The organism is Vibrio sp. 10N.286.52.C3, from assembly GCF_041468865.1.
GTDB lineage: Bacteria > Pseudomonadota > Gammaproteobacteria > Enterobacterales > Vibrionaceae > Vibrio > Vibrio crassostreae_C.
The window spans coordinates 1-22271 of record NZ_JBFRJM010000080.1; the positions used below are offsets into that span (position 1 = coordinate 1).

Below are 22271 nucleotides of genomic sequence, written 5' to 3' on the forward strand. Positions count from 1 at the left end.
CATCAACGATAAAACCTACTATCTTAAGTAGGTTTTTTTGTTTCAAATTGACGAGTTATTTTCACTAATATTATTCTGACAAAGTAGATATTTCGCCAACCTGTGATAATTTAAATACATAACGATTAAAAGTAAGCACAACAAAATGAATTTCAGCATTGAACAACTTCTCGCGTTCGTTACCGTTTATGACCAACTCTCTTTCAGCAAAGCCGCCGTTAAACTCAATAAACACAGAACGACAATCGGGCAGGTTATTACTAACCTTGAAGACCAACTCGCGGTAAGCCTATTTGAAAGGGTTGGGCGCTCTGTAAAGCCGACAGAAGACGGGCATCTTCTTTACCATTACGCTAAGCAAACCATTGAACAAGCTCGTACCTTCGATAAGGTAGCATTGAGCCTCTCTTATGGCGGGTTGGAAAACATCACCTTTGCTTATTCTGGTGTGATACCTCATCAAATGCTTTTGGATATTCGAAAGAAACTGCGTCGTGATTTCCCGATGATGCGAGTGAACTTTTTAATCCGAAACAAAAAGGATATTAAGAAGGGCCTTCAAAGTGGCGAGTACCACTTTGGATTAGTCAATGTGCATGACAGCCGGGGTATACACAGCTTTGATGCGACTTTTCTAGGTCACATTGAGTTTTCCCCATTCGTTCAAAAAAATGGTGAGTTCTCATCTTTGGCGCAAGAGGATGTACTTTTAGCGTTAAGAAATTCAACGCAGTTTATCTTGAGATCGTTTATTGAAGAGGGAATGTCAGAAAAAGTAACCATCAGCTCCGATAACGAAGAAGTCGATCAATTGGCGTTAGTTATTAAAATGGTTGAAGCCGGTTTAGGGTGGGCACTGTTACCAAAAACGTTTGCTCATTCTGAATTTTCCCATTACGACATTGAACCTATACAGTCGTCTGAAATGCACCAAGGATTCAAATTCGGTTTTGCGCTTTGGTGCAATCATTCTAAGCAAGTGAAGGATGTAAAATTATCGGTTTTATCTGTTATACAAGAACATGTTGATCGAGTATTGAGTCAATATTAGCAAAGGAAGAATGTAGGTAACTTATTAATAGAGGCTCATTTATATGAGCCTTTTGCGTTTCTGTCATCTCGAAAGCTCTTTAATTTTGTAGGGCGACATCCTCTATATAGGAGTAGGGCAACACCATTATTTGGCCTATTCTATGCCCGTCGATTGAGGACCCCCTTTATTGGCAATAAGTGTTTAATTTCTATGTTTATTGCAAGGAAGCAAACTTTCGGCCGGGTTTCGTTACCCGGTCTTTTTTATGAGGCAAATTTTATGACTCGCTGCGGCGGCATTGTTCTTCTTTCCTGCTTTTTATTTACAACATCTTCTTTCGCATCGTTTTATGATCCTGTTGATGGTCAATTTGATATGGGGCATCACCTTGCGGAAAACGCATATGGCTTTTTGCCTATCCCAATTTTGATTACCGAGCCTGCGGTGGGGTACGGCGGCGGTGTGGCTGGTTTGTTTTTACATGAGACGGATGAGGAAAAGCGACAAAGAAAGCAAGCTGCTCTTTCTGCCATAGATGGTGGTGCGCAGTTAGTACCCTCAGCAATGTCAGTAGTGGGCGCAGTAGGGACAGAGAACGAAACTTGGTTTGTATTTGGTGGCCATAGACGATCTTGGATGAATGATTCCATTCGTTACACAGGAGGCGGCGGCTTTGGTGTTGCGAATTTGGATTTGTACACATCAATCAACTGGGGCCCCATAGATCATGACCTTAGAATAGGCACGTCAACTTCGGTAGCCGTACTTTCACAAAAGGTGCAGTTCCGGATTGGGCATACGCCTTGGATGTTGGGAATAAAGCAGTTATTAGCTAAGTCTGAGATTGAATTTGATAACATGGTTTTAGACCGAATTTTGGGTAACGAATCGGTTACTTCTGGTTTAGGGTTGGAGGCTGAATATGACACAAGAGATAATTTATTTTATCCAACCAAAGGTTACAAATTGTCTGCAGATTACATGGTGTACGACGATGCGATTGGCAGTGATTACAATTACCGAAATTTGAACATAGATGGCGAAGCCTATATCCCAATTGCCAATAAATGGACGTTAGGCTTGGCTGCAAATTATCAAAGCTTCGAACAGCAAGACCTGTTTGTATCACCCACAGCGAAACCGTACGTGTCGTTACGCGGGGTGTCATCTTATCGGTACCAAGGAGATGAGATTGAAACAATCCAAGGCCAATTGACGTATAGCATCACTCATCGTTGGAAGGTGTCTGGGTTTTACGGTTCAGGGGTTGCAAAGCAAGATAACGGCATAAGCCACGACAGTACCGTCAATGCCGGAGGTGTCGGCTTTCGATACCAAATCGCGAGACGTTACGGTTTGCACCTTGGGATGGATTATGCGCAAAGCCATGAAGAACGCGCTATCTACTTTAACGTAGGCAGTGGTTTCTAGAACAACGGAATAGGTTAAATTTTTCCAAGAAAAAAGGCGCTAATTAGCGCCTTTTCGTTTTCTATCACTTTCTTACAGTAAGATTACTTCTTACGGCAGAACTCAGCGATTACGTACATTGATTGACCGCCGTTTGTTTTACCAGAAACAAGCTTAGGATCGTCACCAACGCTGATGCCACGGATAACAGTACCTTGCTTAATCACTTGGTTAGTACCTTTGATTGGCAGGTCTTTGATTACTGTTACGTCGTCACCTTTTTTAAGTTCAACGCCGTTCACATCAAGAGGCTTGTCATCAGCAGACATGCCAATTTGTGCCCAAACTGATGTTTCTTCTTCAAGGTACATCATGTCTAACGCGTCTTGAGCCCAGCTTTCAGAATTCAGACGAGTAAGTTGACGCCATGCCATTACTTGAACTGGCGCTTCTTGGCTCCACATGCTGTCGCTTAGACAACGCCAGTGGTTGATATCTTTTGGATCGTCAATCTCACCAAGGCATTTGTCACATACCATGATGCCGTGATCCACTGTTACGTGGCTGTGTGGCGGTACTGCGTATGCAGTAAGAGAAGAATCAGAACCACATAGTTCACATTTAGATTGGCAGCGTTCTAGCATCGTAGCTTCAGAAGACATAATGGACTCACATTTATTAGGTATTAAATTACGGGGCTATTATCCACTTTATTTGCAATAAAGAAAGAGGTCGTACGGTATTCTGTCTTGATTAATTTTAGCTGAGATCAACCAATTGTGTTTTAAGGTTCTATGCAAACGGTTAACTAGGTACGATGGGATGTCGATAGATACAAAAATGCCAGCGGTTAGGCTGGCATTTGTTTACTTGCAACTATTACTTATTCTAAGAAGGAACCAGTAATGGATCCTGAAGTTAACGCGTTGTCGATCAAGAAGTCTACAGCTTGTGTCTGCATGCTTGCATGATGACCTGCGTCCAAAGGTGTTGGTGTAGTGGTATCTTGCGGTAATACAAATGTACTATGCGCAGCAACATCACTGAACTTAACAAAGTCCTTCGCACCGTCAGGGGTCGTGTTACTCGAATCAACGGCTGTTAGGCCAAGCTTCGTTGCCAACGGTGTGGTTCCCGCGAACGGAGCGTTTGCCACAGTGTTTGGTACTGTATCATCACCTTGTACTTGCCCCATATAAATAGGCAGAACAGGTGAGCCAGAAGCAACTAGATAAGCAGCATTGGTAAATGGGTCAACAGTATCTAACACAGTTTGTGCAGCGTAAGCGAACTGTTGAAAAGCGGCTGTCATGGTTGCTTTCTGTGCTGCAGTCGCGTTTGCTTCAAACGTTTGGTAGCACTGCTTATTAGAAAGACTTCCACAGTTTGCGGTTGCGAAACCTGCGTATTCAGTTGAAGCGCTCAATGCAACGCTGTGCTTAACTTGAGGACCAAACTCTGTAGAACCCAGTAGAAGGTTAGATATCTGACCGCCTGAGTTTTCTATAGCTGCTGCACTGAATGAATAAAGCGAATTAGCTGCGACACTACCGAGCGTACGGTTAGAGGCTGCAACTGCAGTCGTTCCAACAATACCGCCTAGTGAGTGACCTAGAAACTTAACTTGCGAGCCTTTGGTTAAATCAAAACCTTTAAGTGGCGACGCGCCTAACAATGTTGCTTGTGATGATACGGCTAAAGCCGCGCGTAAGCCCATTACATCAAGCGCACTTTGGCGTACGTTATCGCGAGCGACGGGTAAGTTCGCTAAGTTTAGATAAGCCAGAACGTCAGCGTTTGCCGAACGAGTATCATCCAAACTACGTGTACCGTGGAGCGGTAAGTCAATCGCTAAAACAGCTGTTCCGGCTCGTGCTAAGTTGTAGGCAAATGCGTAAGCGTTTTCTTTCGCTGAGGTGATACCGTGTTGGTAGATCACTACATTAGCAGGATCAGAACCATTCGGTGTAAACAACAAGAATTCAACAGCTTCCAATGATTTAACTTGTGGGACAGGAGAGTACTTGGTGAGCACTCTTTCAATATCAAGCGGTGAGCCGTCAACCAGCGTTAAATTTAAACCGATTAACTTCAGCTGTTCAGTTTGACTCGTCGCTAATATGCTTGTGTCGATGCCTGCAGCAACTAACTGGGCTGCCATATTGGCTTGCTCGGCACTATTACTTAAAGTATTTGAGACCTTAGCCAGGCTAGGCATACCCGATTCGAATGGCTGTGCATTCCATTCAGTAGCACTTGTTTCTAGATAATAAGGTAATTGAACGAAACCTTGGCTAACATCAACATTGTCAGTGGCACCGTACATAAGTTCGATGGCTCCTTTGGCTTTCGCGATTGTTGCTGCATCTCCGCCGCCAATGTATTTGTCAAAATCAACATCGTTAGTTAATGCGGTTTTGAACGTTTCAGTAGAAACAAACTGCATTGCGTAAGCTGTTGTAAGGTCGACAGAATTAGGGTTTGCACTGCCTTTCCAGACACCATTAAGGTTTGCAGATGCTAATCCTGTTGCGGTTGCTGCCTTTGTTGCGAAAAGAGAGCTGCCAACCGATTCGGTTGTAAACCACGTCGAATAGATGATGTCTTTGCTATCAAGGCTAACCTTGCCGGCTGCATTGGCCCCTGCAAAGATTGTCTCTACACCCTGAGTTACCTTCTGCGCTTGAGCAAGGCTACCTTCTGTGTAAGTTACTGCACTCGATTTCAGCGCAGCATAACTTGCCGACATGCCAACTGGGTCGCCGTTAACATCCGTTAGTTCATTGGAAAGTGCCAATACGTATTCACTTGAAGCATCTAAGGATTCATTGAACACAATTGTGAATGTGTCAGTTGAGGCGCTAGATAGAACGTTGAAGTCGGTACCTAGGGTCAATACTCCAGCAACACTTGGTGCAGTTTCAGAAGTTAGTGAGCCACTAAGCTTTAATAAGTAAACACCCCCAGTTGCGACACCATCAGCTAAACCAGTACCTTCAAAATTCATGATGATTGGCATCGAAGTCGACCAACCATCCATTGTATTCATTGCAGCAATAGGGTTTGTTAATGAATCATCACCACCGGTCGGCAAGCCAAGTGTACCGTCGGTAGTATCCATCAACGCGAAACTAGGAAGAGGAACAGCAATATCAGCACCCGTTAATTGAAACTTGATGCTCGTCGCTTGTGCGAGTGAATCTTGAATGTATTGCTCATATTGAATCGCTGTTGAAGCACCTGAACTCGAAGAGTCATCACCACAACCAGCAAGAAACATTGCTGAAGCGAGCAGCGAAATATTAAATAACTTTTTCATGTTTTAATTCCGTTTAGTTGAAGGTGTAGTTCATTTGAATTGCAGATAAGTAAGCTACAGCATCACCAGAGAATTCAAGTTCTTGACCAAGTTCATTGGTTTCAGTGAAATCACCTTCTTTACTTTGAACAAGAGCGAAACCAGCATCGATTGAAAGGTTAGGGCTGTACTGATATGTCAAACCTGCGCTGTACCAGAAACGATCGCTATCTGGAATACTCAATGTCGCTTCACCAGCTTGCTCGTCATAAGCTAAACCAGCTCTTAAGGTCCATTCTTGGTTTAACTGGTAAGTTGCACCCAGTGAGTAACGGTTATTGTCGTCGTAGTCTTCGGTCTTTTTAAAACACTCGCCATTTGCGCAATCTGAACTCGTCGCTTTAAGCTCTTTAAAGCTACTCCATCCAGTTTGTTGCCAGCCGTAGTGAATTGCCCATTGGTCGGTCAATTGGTGGAAAGCTGAAATTTCAATAATTGAAGGCAACGTGATTTTTAGACGGCCTGTTGTTGTCGTAGCACTACCTTGCACGATGCTGCCCGTGTAATCAGTAAAGTCACCATCATCAAAGTCGAGGTCTACCTCTGAACGATAAGCGATAGAGAATCGGTTGTTTTCATTCAGTTCATATAACGCGCCTACGTTCCAACCAAATGCAAATGTTTCACCTGTCATGCTGATCAGTTTTGTAGAGGCAGAGTCACCAGTAATGTTAGAGATAGAGCCTTGGTGACGATTAAGTTCAGCTTCTGCGTAAACAAGGTTTGCACCCGCACCGACACTAAATTGATCATTAATACGATAAGCGACATTAGGGTTTACGTTTACTGATATAAGTGAGGTATCACCAGCAAGATCACCCGCATAAATATCATCTGGGTAATCGGTAGCAACTCCATAGTTAGAGAACATACCGATACCCCAAGCCCATTTATCGTTGATCGGGCTGATGTAGTAAGCAGCAGGGACGACTTGCAGTGGCGCTACGTCTTTAGATACTTGGCTCTGTCCGCCTGAACCTGGAACATTGTTTTGAGTAATATCCACCTCTGGATCAACGATAGAAACCGCGCCTGAAAATTGGGCTGTATCAAATAGGGTCATTGCGGCGGGGTTTCTCGCTAGTACACTCGCGTTATCAGCTACAGCACCTTCACCTGAAAATGCGCGACCAAGACCTGAGGCAGAGTGCTCAGCAACTTGGAAACCAGCCGCAAGTGAATTACATGCAAATAGCACAGAAAGTGAAACGAGAGAGCGTTGTATTGTTTTCATCCTTGACCCTCCTAGGGCATCAAATCTCATTCTTATTGTTGAAAACACACTGAGCGTTGTTGGTGTTTAAGCTCTAATGTAAATGGCATGTTAAATTCATGTTTAATATAAAGTCAAAGAAAGAGTTGTTATTTTGTGAGGTTATGTTTTAAAGGGGCGGCACTTTAACATCGATAATATAAGTATAATCAATAATTTATTCGTGGTTGGAGGTGTGACCAGAGTGTTTATGCATCGTTGCGGTATAAATAGTGTTCAATAGCTCAATATGTAACAACTTTGTTTCTGTTTACCACCATTCGCTAAATCGGCATAATATCGACACTCGTTAGAAGTCATTAAATTGGAATTTTAAGTTTGGAATTACTCGCGATAGAGTTTCTTGGTAAACCGCTTCGTTTAGAAGGATCAATGGCAGGGTGGCAACAGTTGTATTGGGATAACACTTTGGTATCTCAATTAGATGCGACCACAGACCAAGAAGACGCCCGAAAACACGAATTTACACTACGCGCTGGCGAAGAAACGTTGCAGTGTCACGTTGAATCGACCGTTCAGTGGCAACCGTTTGAGATGACGTATAAAGCGTCGGTGAATGGGCAAACCATTACCGAAGGCAATCGAAACACCAAAGATATTGAACAACAAACTCCTGTTGTCGCTCCTAAACCAGAGAAGCGTTTTAGCTTAATTGGGTTGGTGTCGCTTGGTATGAAAGCGCTTAAAAGCGCCAAGCTAATCAAGGTCGTACTTGCTTCTGCGAGTTTAGCGGCCTATTCATGGTTGTTTTCAATTCAGTTCGCTTTGGCCTTAATCGCCTGTTTAATGTTCCATGAGTACGGTCATATTAGAGCGATGAAATACTTCGGCATGAAAACCAAAGGGATCTATTTGATACCATTTCTTGGTGGCTTGGCGTTATCCGATGAAAAGATTAATACGCGTTGGCAAGATGTGGTTATCTCAATCATGGGGCCATTGTTCGGCCTGATATTGTCGTTAGTATTTATGGTGCTGTATTGGGCGACTGGCGAAATGTTCTTTGCCGGCCTTGCAGTATTTAATGCTCTATTAAACCTGTTCAATCTATTGCCGATTTTGCCTCTCGATGGCGGACATGTTCTTAAAAGTATCAGTTTCTCGATGAACAGTGTGCTTGGCATTGTACTTTGTGTCGCGGCTGCCGTTGCTGGTGTGGTATTGAGTTATCAGTTGAATTTAACCCTGTTTGGTTTCTTATTGATCATGGGCAGTGTTGAAATACTGTTTGAATGGAAAGGACGTCATCACAGTCACTTGTTACCGTTAGACAAATACGGGCAAGTCGTGTCGTTCGTTTGGTATGTAGGTTTAGTGAGCAGTTTGATTGGTGTTATCTGGTATTTTGCATCTACTGGTGATCAGCTATTAAGCCTACCATTACAAATTCTTGGTACTTAACGAGTGAGTTTCTGTTGTTGGAATTATCCAGCTGCTTAGTGCACTTGAACTGTTAGCAAGCAAGAAACTGAAAATGCCCTAACCAATATGGATAGGGCATTTTTGTATTTACACCAGCTAGGCGATTCTTACTTAGATTACGCTTTGCAATTTGGTCTTGGTGAACCTGATTGAGGAAGCGTTTTTATCGTTGCTTGTAGATCTTTAATACGCGTACTGTGGGAAGGGTGCGTAGAAAGCAACTCTGGCGGTTGATTACCCCCTGATGCTTTCGCCATGTTTTGCCACAAGTTGACACTTTGGTTTGGATCGAAACCTGCTTGAGCCATATACTCTAAACCAACAACATCGGCTTCAGACTCTTGAGTTCGCCCATACGGTAGAATAACGCCATATTGAACGCCTAACCCTAACGCGGCCATCGTCATACCTTGATACTGTTTGTATTCTGATGCACCTAACGCAACGTTAGTAATAGATAAGCCCGTATTAGCGATTTGAGACTGAGAAAGGCGCTCATTACTGTGGTCCGCTAAAACGTGTGCCACTTCGTGACCGATAACCGTCGCGAGTTGGTCTTGATTGACTGCAACCTTGAGTAACCCTGTGTATACACCGATTTTTCCGCCAGGTAGGGCGAATGCGTTCACTTGATCACTATCAAACACAACAACTTCCCATTCACTAAAACCTTGTTTAGGAATATATTGAGTGATGCTGTTCGCTACGCACTGTACATAAGCGTTAGTTTTGGCATCTTTGCTGATGGGTTGTTCTTTTTTCATTTGTTCAAAAGACTGTGCTCCAAGCTGAGACATGTCTTTATCTGAAAAAAGCAGCAATTGGTTTCTGCCTGTCGGAGAAGCGCTACACGCGGTTAGGCCTGCAAGTGTGAGAAGCGAGGCAAACTTCATCCATGACGTCATACAATATCCTCTGTGTATTCGGTTTTTATGCATGTTAACATCAACTTGCGTAATAGCTAAGGGCTGTAAGATAACTAACAGCGGTAATATAGAAAAAAGCTATGCACGCGATAACAAGATCAATAATTAAGGAACCTATATGAGTATTTGGAAAAAGCCCGTTGACCTAGATACCTTCAACGCGACCTCAAAAAATACCTTAATTGAACACCTCAACATTGTTTACACCGAAGTAAATGACAATTCTTTGGTAGCAACCATGCCGGTTTGTCACTTTACGCACCAACCACTGGGTATGCTTCATGGCGGCGCATCGGTTGTGCTAGCAGAAACGCTTGGCTCATTGGCTGCAAACTTCTGCGTACCAGAAGGCTATTATTGCGTTGGGCTCGATATCAATGCGAACCACGTAAGGTCAATGCGTGAAGGGCATGTCATTGGTACTGCTGAGCCTATTCACTTGGGCGTCTCTACTCAAGTATGGCAGATCAATATCACTGATGATCGTCAACGCTTAGTTTGTACCAGCCGTTTAACCATTGCCGTTAAGAAACATAAGCGATAACAGACTAGGCAGTCGTACGCTGGTTTTGTCTTTAGAAGAAGTAATCAGTACTTAGAACAAGCAATCAGTATTTAAAGAAGTAACCCGAGAAGCCCATGGTCATAACGTTTAAAAGTGGAAAAGTCATCGCAACCGCACATGAATTGGTTGTTCGTTTAGATGGTGAGCATAGAGTCACGCTGCAAGCCCAAGTTGATGCAATTCAATTGATCGGAAAAGGGGCAAATGTCATTTCAGCTAACGGTTCTGAGTGTAAATGGTCGATAAAATTAGACGATGAACAGCAGCTCCGTGAAATCGCTAATGAAATTGGCTGCGATGTAATATAATCCTTTACGGTAAAAGCACTTAACCCTTAAGACTGAATAACATCTTAGGGTGTCGTACTCATAATTCACAATAAAATTGTGTCAGTAATATTGATTTTACGCCATAAAATAGGGAAACTGAATTCAATGTCCTTTGAATAAGTTTTCCTCTTTATGAGCAGCCCAAGACTTCGCGTTCAATTTGAAACCCTGTTTGAATACTTCGATGGTAAAGATTCTGATGTTCAACTCGACGACATCACGGATGTGCTTTGTTGTACCCGTCGTAATGCCCGAATGGTACTCAACAAGCTTGAAGAAGAAGGGTGGGTAGAATGGTTACCTGCAGCTGGTCGAGGGAAGTTATCTCAACTTATCTTTAAACAGAATCGTTGTGATGTCAGCGAGAACCTAGCAAGACGCTATTTACAAGAAGGCAAAATTGGACAGGCGCTGTCAGTGCTTGATCACAATGCTGCCAAACTCACCCAAGTTATTCAAAACTACTTGGGTGTACAGTATCAAGAAGGCGAACAAGTTATTCGTTTGCCTTATTACCGTCCGCTATCCATGCTTAATCCGACAAAGTCTATGCGTCGTTCAGAGCAACACATCGCCTGCCAAGTCTTCAGTGGTCTAACGCGTTTGGATGAAAACGATCAGCTCCAGCCTGATCTTGCGCACTCGTGGCAGCAGATTAGTGATTATCAATGGCGGTTCTTCTTGAGGCCAGGTGTTCGTTTTCATAACGGAGAACCTCTGTTAACCAACCATGTTGTGGATACACTTCTTGCCCTCGAACCTCTCAACATGTTTTCGCATATCAAAGATGTCTCTTCACCTGCAAATTGTGTAGTAGATGTTTTTCTCACACGTCCAGACAAGTATTTTCCCCTCGCACTAACGGAATCGGTCGCTAAAGTCACATTACCGATCACTTTACGTGGTGAAGACTACGATATTCGACCGATTGGAACGGGACCTTATCGCATTGAAAAGAACGACGAGAAACAACTCGTGTTAACCGCTTTCAATGGGTACTTTGGTTTCAGACCGTTAATTGATCGCGTTGAAGTTTGGGTGGTGGATGAGGCTTATTCTTCAATGGTTTACCCAAGCCTATCTAAGCCTGTTATGGCCGACCGTGGCGATAGCGATGAAGTAGAACTCGATCCTGGTTGCACGTATTTACTGCTCAATAGAAAGAAGGGTATTGCACAAGATCCCGCATGGGCACAGTTTTTATCTAACGCGTTGAATGCGGCGGATCTGTTTGTTCATATTCCAAAAGAGACTGTTATCGATTTGGGCGTGTTACACGCTTATGGGATAAAACCCGGTTGGTATGACATAAAGTTAAAAGTGCCCGTTTGTCCACCAGCAAATTCCAAACCAACGATAAGATTGGCGTATCAATGCCAACATCCAATGTTTCCAACGCTTGCCAAGGCGATTGTCACGATGCTGAAGCAATACAACGTCGATGTTGATCTTTACGGTTACGAAACCGATCCTCCACACGCTGATGATGTCGATATTTGGATTAACCCTATGGGTATCGCTAATAACAGAGACGACGCTTTAGCCGGTTGGCTAATGGACTACAGTTTTCTTGATGAATCTAGCCCGGCAGAAGACTTCGACCAATGGTGTCACATGATTGACCGTTGGCGTTCTGGTGAATTCGAGCAATTCCCAGCAAGACAGTTAGGTAAACAACTAGTCCAAAGCAATCAATTGATCCCGATGTTCCATTGCTGGTTAGGCGTCAATAAAGATCAATGTGGTACGTTGCAAAACGCGAAATGTAATGCATTAGGTTGGTTCGACTTTAGCCAAGTTTGGGTGAAGCCTGACGTTGATTGAAATCCAAGAAAACTCAATTAGGACCAAATAACTCATTTAGGAAAAACGATGCAAACTCTGATGGTTACATTTATTACGCTGGTGGCATTTGCTGCGAATTCAGTTTTGTGTCGCTGGGCCTTAATGGATCAAACGATCGATCCTTTGAGCTTTTCGATCGTTCGCATCTTATCTGGTGCGCTTACGCTTCTGATTTTATTAACTTTGTCTTCCCAATCTAAAGCTAGACGTGTGTTAACAAACAACACATCGCTATACACAAGGCTAAAATCACAGTTTCAATTCACGTCAATACTGTCACTGTTCGTGTATATGTTTGGTTTCTCGTTTGCTTACTTAGAGCTCGGCGCAGGTCTTGGTGCTCTGGTGTTGTTTGTCGCAGTGCAATTTACGATGATTGCCGCGCACTTGCTTTCTGGCAACAGAATGTCACTCATTGAGTGGGGCGGGTGTTTGTTATCTGTGGCAGGGCTTGTTTACTTGTTAATGCCAACGGAATCGACTCAAGTACCCGACTTAGTTTCTATTATCTTGATGTCTCTGGCCGGAGTTGGTTGGGGTATTTACACATTGGCAGGAAAGACATCGTCAAACGCACTGCAATCGACGACCGCTAACTTTGGATTCAGTTCGCTAGTTATCCTTGTGGCATTAAGCTTGTTAGTTTTGATTCCTAATGCGTTAACGCAAGTGTCTATCACTGAACCAGGTTTGATTTACGCGGTTATATCGGGCTCGGTGGCTTCCGGTGTGGGTTATAGTTTGTGGTATTACGTAGTGAAAAAACTGAATACCGTGGTTGCGTCTATTGCACAGCTTTCTGTTCCAGTTATCGCAACACTTGGTGGTGTATTACTGTTATCTGAACCTGTCACTATGCAATTTATAGTCTCATCAACCGTTATACTTCTTGGGATAAGCTTGGTTCTTGTCGCCCCTAAACTTAAGAAATAAAGAGTTCAATCATTAACTTCTATGGCTAAACCAAACAAGAAACAACCGACCAAGACGGTTCAGATTTTCTGTGCCAAATGCAAAACGCAGCTTTTTAAGTATCGGAAAGGTGGCAAAGGTGCACTCGTGAAATGTTTTAAGGAGCGTATCGTTGAAGATTTCACGACAAAACCATGTGTGTGCCCTGAATGCGGGATTGAATTTGCGCGAGACACTTTGGTTCGAGGTACGCCAGCCTACAAGTTTGTTGGTGGCAAGGTAACGATGAAATAACCCGTCACGATGAAACGACCAATCATTATAAACGAGAAAATAATGTTGAAACTAAAAATGCCACAGCACAGTTTGTGTGTGGCATTTCAACGTTGCTTTTGATACTCAGAGTAAAGAATTGAGCTCAGTAAGCTCTGACACGCCCTTGAAGCTTAAGAAGTAATAGCGAAACAATTGCGCCCGTCGTATCACACAGCATATCTTTCTGTGCATCCCAAATATCGCCTTGTGAACCAAGGAATGCGATACCTTCATCACCACCTGCAATCTCCGCGTACCACCACTCGATGATTTCATAACCTGCAGCAACACTCATGATCGCAAATAACGCAAAGAAACATGCAAGCACCGGTTGAGCCAGTTTTTTACGAATCAAGTACTCAGCGAGTGGGTAAGCATAAAGGCCAATAGAGAAATGCGCGACACGGTCAAAGTTATTCCGTTCTGAACCTATCATGTTATTGAACCAATCAAATGGCACTTCCGCGAAGGTATATTTTGCGCCTATCGTATGCAAAATCAGCCAGATAAACATTAAAACGTAAGCTGTCTTAGTGAAGGTGAGCTTTGTTGATAACCACCAAATACCCACCAATATCGCGAGCGCTGGGACAATTTCGGCAATCCACACCGCTCTTGAAGAGGGAGCAAACGCTGAAAATAGAAACACAGTCAGATACAGCGTCGTCAATGACAGCAATGGTCGATTTTGAGCAAGTGGCGTGATTGTCATATCAAGATCTCTCGTCGAAGTTTTTAATAGTGTTACACAATAATGAACAGTGTTCAATTGGGTCTTAATCACCAGATTTGTTGAAAAGTGGTGTTATCGCCCAGTATCTAGACAAACGGTTGCTAGAGTTTCACAAAAGTTTGATTTACAACAAAGCGATCCTTAAAATCGCTCTATTACTACATAACAAGAAAGAAAGTCATGAAACTGGAAACTGTCGATTACCTTGCTGACGACGCAGCAGAACAATTTGTTCGCTCTCTACGTGAAACTGGTTTTGGTGTTCTTAAGAACCACCCAATCCCGAAAGAGCTTGTTGAGTCAATTTACGAAAACTGGTACCAATTCTTCATCTCTGAAGAGAAAGAGAACTTCCACTTTAATGTTGAAACACAAGATGGATATTTTCCACCTTCAGTGTCTGAAGTTGCTAAAGGCCACACTGTAAAAGACATCAAAGAGTACTTTCACGTATACCCTTGGGGCCAAATCCCTGAACAGCTGAAAGAACAGATTCTAGATTACTACCAACGTGCGAATGCTTTTGCTCAAGAGCTGCTAGGTTGGGTTGAAGCTCATGCTCCTAAAGAAGTACAAGAGAAATTCTCTATTGCGTTATCAGAAATGATCAACGGCAGTGAACAGACTCTGCTTCGTGTTCTTCACTACCCACCAATGCAAGGTGATGAAGAGCCAGGTGCAATCCGCGCTGCGGCACACGAAGACATCAACTTACTGACGGTTCTTCCTGCTGCAAGCGAGCCGGGCCTTCAAGTTAAAGCTCAAAATGACGAGTGGCTAGATGTTCCATGTGACTTCGGTAACATGATCATCAACATCGGTGACATGCTTCAAGAAGCATCTGGTGGTTACTTCCCATCGACAACTCACCGTGTAATCAACCCATCAGGTGAACGCCAAGAGAAGTCTCGTATCTCTTTGCCTCTATTCCTTCACCCGAAACCAGAAGTAGTGCTATCTGAAAAGTACACAGCAAACGAATACCTAATGGAACGTCTAAGAGAGCTTGGCGTTATCTAGTCAGTTCAATGCTTCGTCCCTAAAATTGGGATAGATGTGAAAGGTCAGCTAAGTCGCTGACCTTTTTTGTATCCGTACCAAAGAATTGCGGCTTTATTACTAACGGTTGCATTCAACGAAATGGTACTCAGTTTTGACGATAAAAGGTGCCTTTAAGCCAAACGTTAGAAAGTTGTTTGTCCTTAAGCTCGACAAATCTTAGAAAATCGCTTTCAATTAAAGAAGATACGCAACGGATGCGAAACAGGTTACTTATAGTATCCACAGTTCTAGAAATCCATTAATTCAGAGAAGCTAACTGAGTCAACTATGTCGAATTATCAAGATGTGAGAGCAAACTTTCATTGCCATATGGAAAACCCATTGCTTTGGCCGATAATGGAAGTGCTTAAGCAAAAGCCAAGCGGATGGAAAGTACACACATTGGCAGCTCATCTGAACGATCTTGGGTTTGTGCCAGTGTTGGATGCTGTGCCTGAGAAAGAGTTGTTTAAAAAGAACTTCCTTATCATGAATGCGCTTTATCAGCTTCAAGAAACCTTACACCCAGATGGTTGGCTCCAAGTCCAAGCGATGGACATCGAATTGATGAATGGTCGTTATCACGGAAGCAGTCACAGCATCGATCATCAAGACCCACTTCGAGAATACTACATTAATTGGGTTAACTATGAAGCGGATGAAGGTGAAGTCAAAAGGCTGTTGAACGAATTTTGGACTCGGTATAGAAAGTATGTGGGTGGTGATGAACTCGATATGGATCGAAGTCGAGCATTGAACCTGTTTGAGTTACCTTTAGACGCGACACACCATGAAATTAGAAAACGTTGGCGACAACTGGCATTGAGATGGCATCCGGACAGAGACGAAGGCAACACCGCAAAATTTCAGACGCTCTGTGAAGCATGGCATGTATTAAGAAGCTCATAATCGACAGGCATTTTTAGCTGTCTAATTGCTTAGAACCCTAAAACAGAAAGCCCCACATTGTGAGTGATACAAGTGGGGCTTTGTCGTTATTACGTTATGTGCTGTAGCGACTTAAGTTATTGGTGTTAGGAGTGATCTTTGCTCTCACCACTTTTATGTTCAAAGGCATAGTCGAGTACTTTACGGATATAAGGCGCACCAACTTTTGAGCCACCGTTACCGTGTTCAATAACCACAGTTGCGACATATTCAGGGTGTTCATACGGTGCGAAAGCCGTGTAAAGCGCATGGTCAAGTAAATGCCTAGCGAGTTTCTTCGAGTTGTAGACCTGATCTTTCGCAAGATCAAAGACTTGTGCAGTTCCTGATTTTCCGCCGCTCGTATAGTCAGTTCCCTTAAATGCACGTCTGCCGCTGCCTCTACTTCCGTGGTTCACGAGTCGCATCGCGTTGATTGGTACATCCCAAATTCTATCCGGCACTTCGGTGATTGAGGGCATTGGCTCCGGTTCGACAAGTTGTTGTGTACTGAAATCTTCGCCGTGATCTAAGGTTGCTCTCAAGATATGAGGGGGCATCACCTTACCATGATTAACTAATACTGATGTTGCTTTAGCAAGTTGCATAGGTGTCGATGTCCAATAACCTTGGCCAATACCAATCGGAACTGTGTCACCCTGATACCAAGGGGTGCGATAACGCATCATCTTCCATTCTCGAGTCGGCATGTTGGCGGTACTTTCTTCATAGATATCAATGCCTGTCGGTTCACCAAATCCAAATCGGTTCATCCAACTTGAAATTCGGTCAATACCCAAATCGAAAGCGGTTTGATAGAAGAATGAATCTACCGACTCTTCAATGGCTTGAGTGACATCGACAGGTCCGTGACCCCAACGTTTCCAGTCACGCCACGATTTAGAGTTTCGTTTAGAGCCAGGAATTCTCCAAACGCCATGGTCGTTACGGATGGTATCTTCAGAGATGACATGTTCTTGCAGTCCTGCCACAGCCATAAATGGTTTAACGGTTGAGGCAGGAGGATAAACGCCTAGAGTGGTGCGGTTAACCAACGGGTGAGCCGGATCATTCAATAAACGTTGGTAGTTCTTACTCGAAATGCCGTCGACAAATAGGTTAGGGTCGTAACTCGGGCTTGATGCCATCGCCAACACGCTGTTGTCTTTCGGATCGAGAATAACCGCGCTTCCAGTTCGGTGATCAAGTTGCTCAAAGACGTATTTTTGCAGCTCAAGGTCAATATTTAACACGATATCTTTACCAGCTACTGGCGGCACGTACTCAATGGTTCGGACTATTCGCCCACGGCTGTTTACTTCGACTTCTTGATAACCTTTGGTGCCGTGCAGAATATCTTCGTAATAACGTTCAACACCCAGTTTTCCTATGATTGTTGTAGCTTGATAATTCGCTTCTATCCCTTGTTCTTCAAGCTTTCTGAGATCGCTATCATTGATGTGCGCCACGTAACCAAGAACATGGGTAAGCACCTCACCATTCGGGTAAAAACGCTTTAAGCTGGTATCTATAGATAAGCCGGGGAACTGGTACTGGTGCACGGAGAACTTGGCGATCTCTTCCTCCGTTAAGTTCTCTAGAATAGTCACAGATTTAAAACGGCGGGTGTTGTGATAGCGTTTTTTGAAACGAGCGATCTGCTCTGCATCACGGGGGACATATTTGTCTAGCTTGGTGAGCATTGCATCGACATCATCGGTTTGCTCAGGAATCATGGTTAGATCAAAGACAAGCTTGTTCTCTGCAAGCAACACGCCGTTACGGTCGTAAATAAGTCCACGAGTAGGGGCGATAGGTAATACTTTGATTCTGTTGCCATCGGCACGAGTTTGATAGCTTTTAAAATTTTCAACTTGAAGTCGGTATAGATTGCCGACTAAGACAAGAGTGAACATCAAGATCCCACAAAACGCGACGATTACGCGGTTTTTGAATAGGTTCACTTCGATTTTATGGTCACGCATCTTAACGCGTTTATGATTCATTGAAGCCTCAAGGGTCTGTTACATTTGGTTACACTTGTCGAGTCGGGACTTTATCTGAATATCACTAGGGTTTTGTAAAAGCTGTGTCATGTTTTGAGGGATCGACAGCATTAGATGGCGGTAAACAGTGCCTTTAATTTTCTCATTACAAAAGATGATAAGTAATTGATGTAAAGATTGGTTTTATGAATTTATAAAGTTCAAGAGTTTTGACGACACTAGAGGTTAGGTCAAAAGAGGTTAGATAAATTTACGGCCCTCAGAATGAGAGCCGTAGAAGGTTAATTTGCTTATTTAGTGGCTTAGAAGCTTTAGTAAATTAGAAGATTAAAACTTCAAAAACCTAGAAGCACAATAAATCCGATATTTAACGAAATCAGTTCGAAGGCTTGAACTGAGATTTACGCATACGGTTCAGAGCAGCCATCACATCTAACGTTCTTGGTTTCGCTAGGTCACCGTAGTTAGGCATGTTAGCGTGCCATTCGTTTTCTAAAATAGCGTTAAACTCTTTAGCAGGGTTGTTTGACCAACCTGGAGTTTGTGCGAATTGGAACCAAGCCCAACCGATCGCATTCACTTCAGACGGTGATTCTAATTGCTCAAGCGCAGAAAGGTCTGCAAACTCTTTACCAAAACGCAGTGACTCTTTGCCTTTAGCATTAACACGGAATTTACCGTCAGTCAGAATGTTCATCAGTGAAGCACGGTTCAATGAACGCGGTACAAACGTTTCTAAAGCAGTTTCACATTCGTTAGTACGCTGAGTAGGGTGCTGAGCAATCACGTCTTTTGCTTTTTCAGTCACATCTACCGCTTGGTAGTCGTGCATTTGAATCACAGTGTTCGCGACATCTAGGTAATCACCAGAGCCACCCATTACAACAATGGTAGAGATATCCATCTCTTCACGAAGCTGACCAATGCGGTCGACAAGTGGTGTGATTGGCTCATCGCCTTTTGACACTAGCGCTTGCATACGCTCGTCACGAATCATGAAGTTAGTCGCTGACGTATCTTCATCGATAAGTAGAGTTTGAACGCCGGCTTCAATCGATTCTTGTAACCAAGCCGCTTGAGACGTAGAACCTGACGCATCTTGTGTGCTGAAGTCAGATGTGTCTTTCTGCATTGGTAAATGGTTGATGTAGTTTGACAGGTTCAAGCTGTGCACACATCGACCATCTTCAGCGCGGATCTTCATCGTATCAATCGCAGTTACAATGCCTTCGCGACCGTCACCAGGAATATGGTTGTAGATAGAACGTTCAACGGCGTTCAACAGTGTCGATTTACCATGGAAACCACCACCAACGATCAGCGTAATGCCTTTTGGAATGCCTAGGCCGGTCACGTCACCTTGGTTTGGAGTATTTAACGTAACACTCAATGATTCTGGAGCCGCGAAAGGTACCGCGTCTTTCATTGGAAGGTCGCAGTTACCCGCGATACGAGGTAACACACTGCCGTTTGCAACGAAAGCGGCTAGGTTGTTTTCATCCAATTGAGCACGCAGCGCTTCTTGGTCTTCAATCGTTTCACAATGTTTGATCATTGCATCGATGTTTAACTCACGCTCAAGCGTCGCGCGACGAATAAACTTCGGTAAGTAGAAAGTGATGATGTTGTTCGCTTTCTTAGCAAGAATGCTACGACCATCAGCTGGTAAATTAATACGGAAACGAATTTCGATGCCGTGGTCTGTGAATACAACAGCTGTGTTGTCTAATACGGTTTGACCCGTCAGCGCGATAGAAACGGTCGACTCTTGTTTCGCGAACTCAGAGAAGCTACGTGCGATAAAGTCACGAGCGGCTACTTGGTATTCGTAAGATTTTTCTTTCAGCCAATCTAACCCGGTCAAAGACCACGCGCGCGTTGCACGAAAACGAGAAGCTGACGCGTATGGGTCACCTTGGATGTGGTCGATGTGTAATTCAAAATCAGCAAAGTCGTATTGACCTTTAATTTGTTGATATGCACGGTAGTTTTGTTTTTCGAGCTTTTTAAGCTTTGCAGTCAACTGATCCATAACGAGGAATGCCTATATAAGGGGAAAGATAAAAACAGAAAGGCGGCGATTATAAAAATCACCACCTTTAGAGTAAAGAGAAAGTAGGCCTAAATCCAAAACTAACTGCTCTTTTTCGCTTTAAGCGTAACGAGTTGTCCCCAAATAGTTTTGATTGATTAAGCTGTGTTCGAATTCTTGGCTCGGCATTGGTCTTCCGTAAAGGTACCCTTGGCCCACATCGCAGCCTTCGTTAATAATAAATTGCTCCTGAACCTCCGTTTCTATGCCTTCAATCGTCACTTTTAAGTCGAGCTTTTTGGCAATTTGGACAATAGAACGAACAATTTCCGAGTCTTCGTGTGAGTTGAGCATTTGGTCGATAAAGCTCTTATCAATCTTAATGGTGTCGAATGGGAACTTCTTCAGATAACTGAAGGAGGCGTAGCCCGTACCGAAGTCATCTAGTGACAATGTAACGCCAATATCGTGCAAAGATCCCAAGGTATTCTTGGCAACCACTTCATCTGCTATCAGTCCACTCTCCGTAACTTCAAGTTCTAAGAAACGAGGCTCTAAATGATAGGTTTCGAGTAGGTGAACCACTTGTTCCGCAAAGTGTACGTTCTTGAGTTGAATTGCAGACACATTCACAGCCATCTTGAAATCTTCAACGTATTCGGACCACTCTTTGGCTTTTTCAATCGCATTGCGTAAAACAAAGCTGCCCACTTCGAAAATCAAACCGTTTTGTTCAGCCATGTGGATCAGGGTTTCGTTAGAGATATCACCCAAAACAGGATGTCGCCAACGAAGCAAAGCTTCAGCACCGACCCAGCGATGCGTCAACGGGCTAACTTTGGGTTGAAAGTAGAGCATAAGGTCATCATTACGAACGGCTTGAAGCAAATAGCCTTCGATCTTATTAATGTGAGTTTGTTCTTCGGTATGGGATTGAGAGTAGTAAGCGAACTTTTGTCCTGAATCTTTGCAGGCTAACATCGCTTCAGAAGATTTCTGCAGAATGCTTTCCGCGTCATCTTCGTCGTTCGTAATTGCAATCCCAATAAACGCGTGCAAATGCACTTTGTCACTTTCGATGTCGAATTCTGAATGACCAACTTTAACGAGCGTCTGGCAAAGTTCTTCAAGGCGATGGTGTAAATCTTTAACGCTAAACGCCAATACGAGGTCAACCGAAGTAGGGCGTGCAGTTAATACATCGATATCAGAAATACAGTCGATGCGTTTTCGGTATTCAACAAGCACTTGGTCTAACGCGTTATAGCCGTAGCGTGCTTGTATGCGTCTACCGTTGGTAAAACCAATATGAACGACTGCAAATGAGCTGTCTGTCAGCCTTCTCTGTGACAGTAGCTTGTGGTTTAAGCGAGATTCAAATGCGTTTCGGTTTAAAAAGCCGGTGCCGAGGTCGTGATTCTTTTGGAAGTTAATCTTCTGTTCAGCCGCTTTTCGTTTATCAATTTCTTGATTCAACGAGTAATTAAGGCTCGCGAGATCTTTAGTGCGATTGTAAACGCGGTTTTTTAGGTCGCGATTCATTTGGGTAAGCTTGGCGTGTTGGAATAGGGTTTTAAGCTGAGATTCAATCGAGGTGCGAAAGCTCTGTAAAAGCTTGATATAGGTGGGGGTGTAGTGGTTTTCTTTCGAGTCTAAAATGCAGATAGTGCCAAATAATTCACCATTCGGCCAAAGCAGCGGAATGCCACAATAAGAGATTAAGCCAAGCTTCGTGTCGGGGTTGTTTTCCCAATCAACATCGGCAAGCGCATTGGGTACCACAAGTTGCTGCTGGGAATCCATCACCGTCTCACAGTAAAGCCCATTGCCTAGGGTTTCAGAATCACCTTTGTTGTAAGGGTTATTTTCATTTCGGCTGGTCGAGAATACTTCAATATAATTGGCGTGAACACGCATGATCAGTGCGGCGGGCACTTGAGTGATTTGAGCCAAGAGGTCGACAATATTTTGCCAACCAGACACCATATCGTCTGGGATATCTAAGTCTACTGTTTTTATCTTCTTCATATGACTCCGAGTCAATTATGCTAAATGCATCAACACATCCTGTGTTAATTATGATGAACCAAAGAAAACTATGAACCTTACGTTTAATAAGTATAAGAAATGTTGCACGAAAAAAC

The 22271-nt window shown here is 43.5% G+C and carries 18 protein-coding genes; 10 read left to right on the forward strand and 8 right to left on the reverse strand.

What is annotated here, in order from left to right:
* Positions 1 to 145: 145 nt before the first annotated feature.
* Both AB4138_RS22310 and AB4138_RS22315 read left to right on the forward strand, forming a co-directional pair.
* On the forward strand, positions 146 to 1051 hold the full coding sequence (locus AB4138_RS22310) for a LysR family transcriptional regulator (RefSeq protein ID WP_017060060.1): 906 nt from the start codon (positions 146 to 148) through the stop codon (positions 1049 to 1051).
* Positions 1052 to 1312: 261 nt separating this feature from the next.
* On the forward strand, positions 1313 to 2464 hold the full coding sequence (locus tag AB4138_RS22315) for a BamA/TamA family outer membrane protein (RefSeq protein ID WP_017069662.1): 1152 nt from the start codon (positions 1313 to 1315) through the stop codon (positions 2462 to 2464).
* A gap of 83 nt (positions 2465 to 2547) precedes the next feature.
* On the opposite strand, the gene AB4138_RS22320 is transcribed toward AB4138_RS22315, so the two are convergent.
* From AB4138_RS22320 to AB4138_RS22330, 3 genes are all read right to left on the reverse strand, one after another.
* Positions 2548 to 3105 (reverse strand): PhnA domain-containing protein, encoded by a 558-nt coding sequence (locus AB4138_RS22320; RefSeq protein ID WP_004730927.1) that lies wholly within the window; start codon positions 3103 to 3105, stop codon positions 2548 to 2550.
* A 221-nt stretch (positions 3106 to 3326) separates the two neighbouring features.
* Positions 3327 to 5762, reverse strand: coding sequence for a VolA/Pla-1 family phospholipase (locus AB4138_RS22325; protein ID WP_372307752.1), 2436 nt, complete (start codon positions 5760 to 5762; stop codon positions 3327 to 3329).
* Between the two features lie 13 nt (positions 5763 to 5775).
* Positions 5776 to 7035, reverse strand: a complete 1260-nt coding sequence (locus AB4138_RS22330; protein ID WP_048608352.1) for an outer membrane protein transport protein — start codon at positions 7033 to 7035, stop codon at positions 5776 to 5778.
* 357 nt (positions 7036 to 7392) lie between these two features.
* On the opposite strand from AB4138_RS22330, the gene AB4138_RS22335 reads away from it, so the two are divergent.
* Positions 7393 to 8475 (forward strand): site-2 protease family protein, encoded by a 1083-nt coding sequence (locus AB4138_RS22335; protein WP_017060065.1) that lies wholly within the window; start codon positions 7393 to 7395, stop codon positions 8473 to 8475.
* Positions 8476 to 8612: 137 nt separating this feature from the next.
* Here AB4138_RS22335 and AB4138_RS22340 read toward each other — a convergent pair whose 3' ends face one another.
* Positions 8613 to 9401: a M48 family metallopeptidase gene (locus tag AB4138_RS22340; protein ID WP_017060066.1), complete on the reverse strand. Its 789-nt coding sequence runs from the start codon at positions 9399 to 9401 to the stop codon at positions 8613 to 8615.
* Positions 9402 to 9540: 139 nt separating this feature from the next.
* Between AB4138_RS22340 and AB4138_RS22345 the strand changes: the two genes are divergently transcribed.
* From AB4138_RS22345 to AB4138_RS22365, 5 genes are all read left to right on the forward strand, one after another.
* On the forward strand, positions 9541 to 9966 hold the full coding sequence (locus AB4138_RS22345) for a hotdog fold thioesterase (protein WP_017060067.1): 426 nt from the start codon (positions 9541 to 9543) through the stop codon (positions 9964 to 9966).
* Positions 9967 to 10061: 95 nt separating this feature from the next.
* On the forward strand, positions 10062 to 10295 hold the full coding sequence (locus tag AB4138_RS22350) for a DUF3389 domain-containing protein (protein ID WP_048660191.1): 234 nt from the start codon (positions 10062 to 10064) through the stop codon (positions 10293 to 10295).
* A 153-nt stretch (positions 10296 to 10448) separates the two neighbouring features.
* Positions 10449 to 12140, forward strand: coding sequence for an SgrR family transcriptional regulator (locus tag AB4138_RS22355; RefSeq protein ID WP_372307756.1), 1692 nt, complete (start codon positions 10449 to 10451; stop codon positions 12138 to 12140).
* Between the two features lie 48 nt (positions 12141 to 12188).
* A complete protein-coding gene (locus AB4138_RS22360) occupies positions 12189 to 13094 on the forward strand; it encodes a DMT family transporter (RefSeq protein ID WP_372307759.1) in 906 nt (301 codons plus the stop codon).
* A 21-nt stretch (positions 13095 to 13115) separates the two neighbouring features.
* Positions 13116 to 13367 (forward strand): hypothetical protein, encoded by a 252-nt coding sequence (locus AB4138_RS22365; RefSeq protein WP_017060071.1) that lies wholly within the window; start codon positions 13116 to 13118, stop codon positions 13365 to 13367.
* Positions 13368 to 13491: 124 nt separating this feature from the next.
* On the opposite strand, the gene AB4138_RS22370 is transcribed toward AB4138_RS22365, so the two are convergent.
* The gene (locus AB4138_RS22370; protein WP_017067299.1) at positions 13492 to 14100 is read right to left on the reverse strand and encodes a DUF2238 domain-containing protein; all 609 of its coding nucleotides are present in this window, start codon (positions 14098 to 14100) and stop codon (positions 13492 to 13494) included.
* A gap of 201 nt (positions 14101 to 14301) precedes the next feature.
* On the opposite strand from AB4138_RS22370, the gene AB4138_RS22375 reads away from it, so the two are divergent.
* On the forward strand, positions 14302 to 15141 hold the full coding sequence (locus AB4138_RS22375) for an isopenicillin N synthase family oxygenase (protein WP_017060073.1): 840 nt from the start codon (positions 14302 to 14304) through the stop codon (positions 15139 to 15141).
* Positions 15142 to 15450: 309 nt separating this feature from the next.
* Positions 15451 to 16071 carry a DNA-J related domain-containing protein gene (locus tag AB4138_RS22380; protein WP_029235437.1) on the forward strand — a complete coding sequence of 207 codons (621 nt, stop codon included), beginning with the start codon at positions 15451 to 15453 and terminating at the stop codon, positions 16069 to 16071.
* A gap of 125 nt (positions 16072 to 16196) precedes the next feature.
* Here the strand turns inward: AB4138_RS22380 and mrdA are convergent, their stop codons facing one another.
* The 3 genes from mrdA to AB4138_RS22395 all read right to left on the reverse strand — a co-directional run bounded on the left by mrdA (position 16197) and on the right by AB4138_RS22395 (position 22155).
* The gene (gene mrdA, locus AB4138_RS22385) at positions 16197 to 18095 is read right to left on the reverse strand and encodes a penicillin-binding protein 2 (protein ID WP_102478747.1); all 1899 of its coding nucleotides are present in this window, start codon (positions 18093 to 18095) and stop codon (positions 16197 to 16199) included.
* 376 nt (positions 18096 to 18471) lie between these two features.
* Complete coding sequence (locus AB4138_RS22390) at positions 18472 to 20127, reverse strand: ABC-ATPase domain-containing protein (RefSeq protein ID WP_017060076.1); 1656 nt, start codon at positions 20125 to 20127, stop codon at positions 18472 to 18474.
* Positions 20128 to 20247: 120 nt separating this feature from the next.
* Entirely contained in the window at positions 20248 to 22155 is a 1908-nt protein-coding gene (locus AB4138_RS22395; protein WP_102333628.1) for a GGDEF and EAL domain-containing protein, read from the reverse strand.
* Positions 22156 to 22271 lie beyond the last annotated feature (116 nt).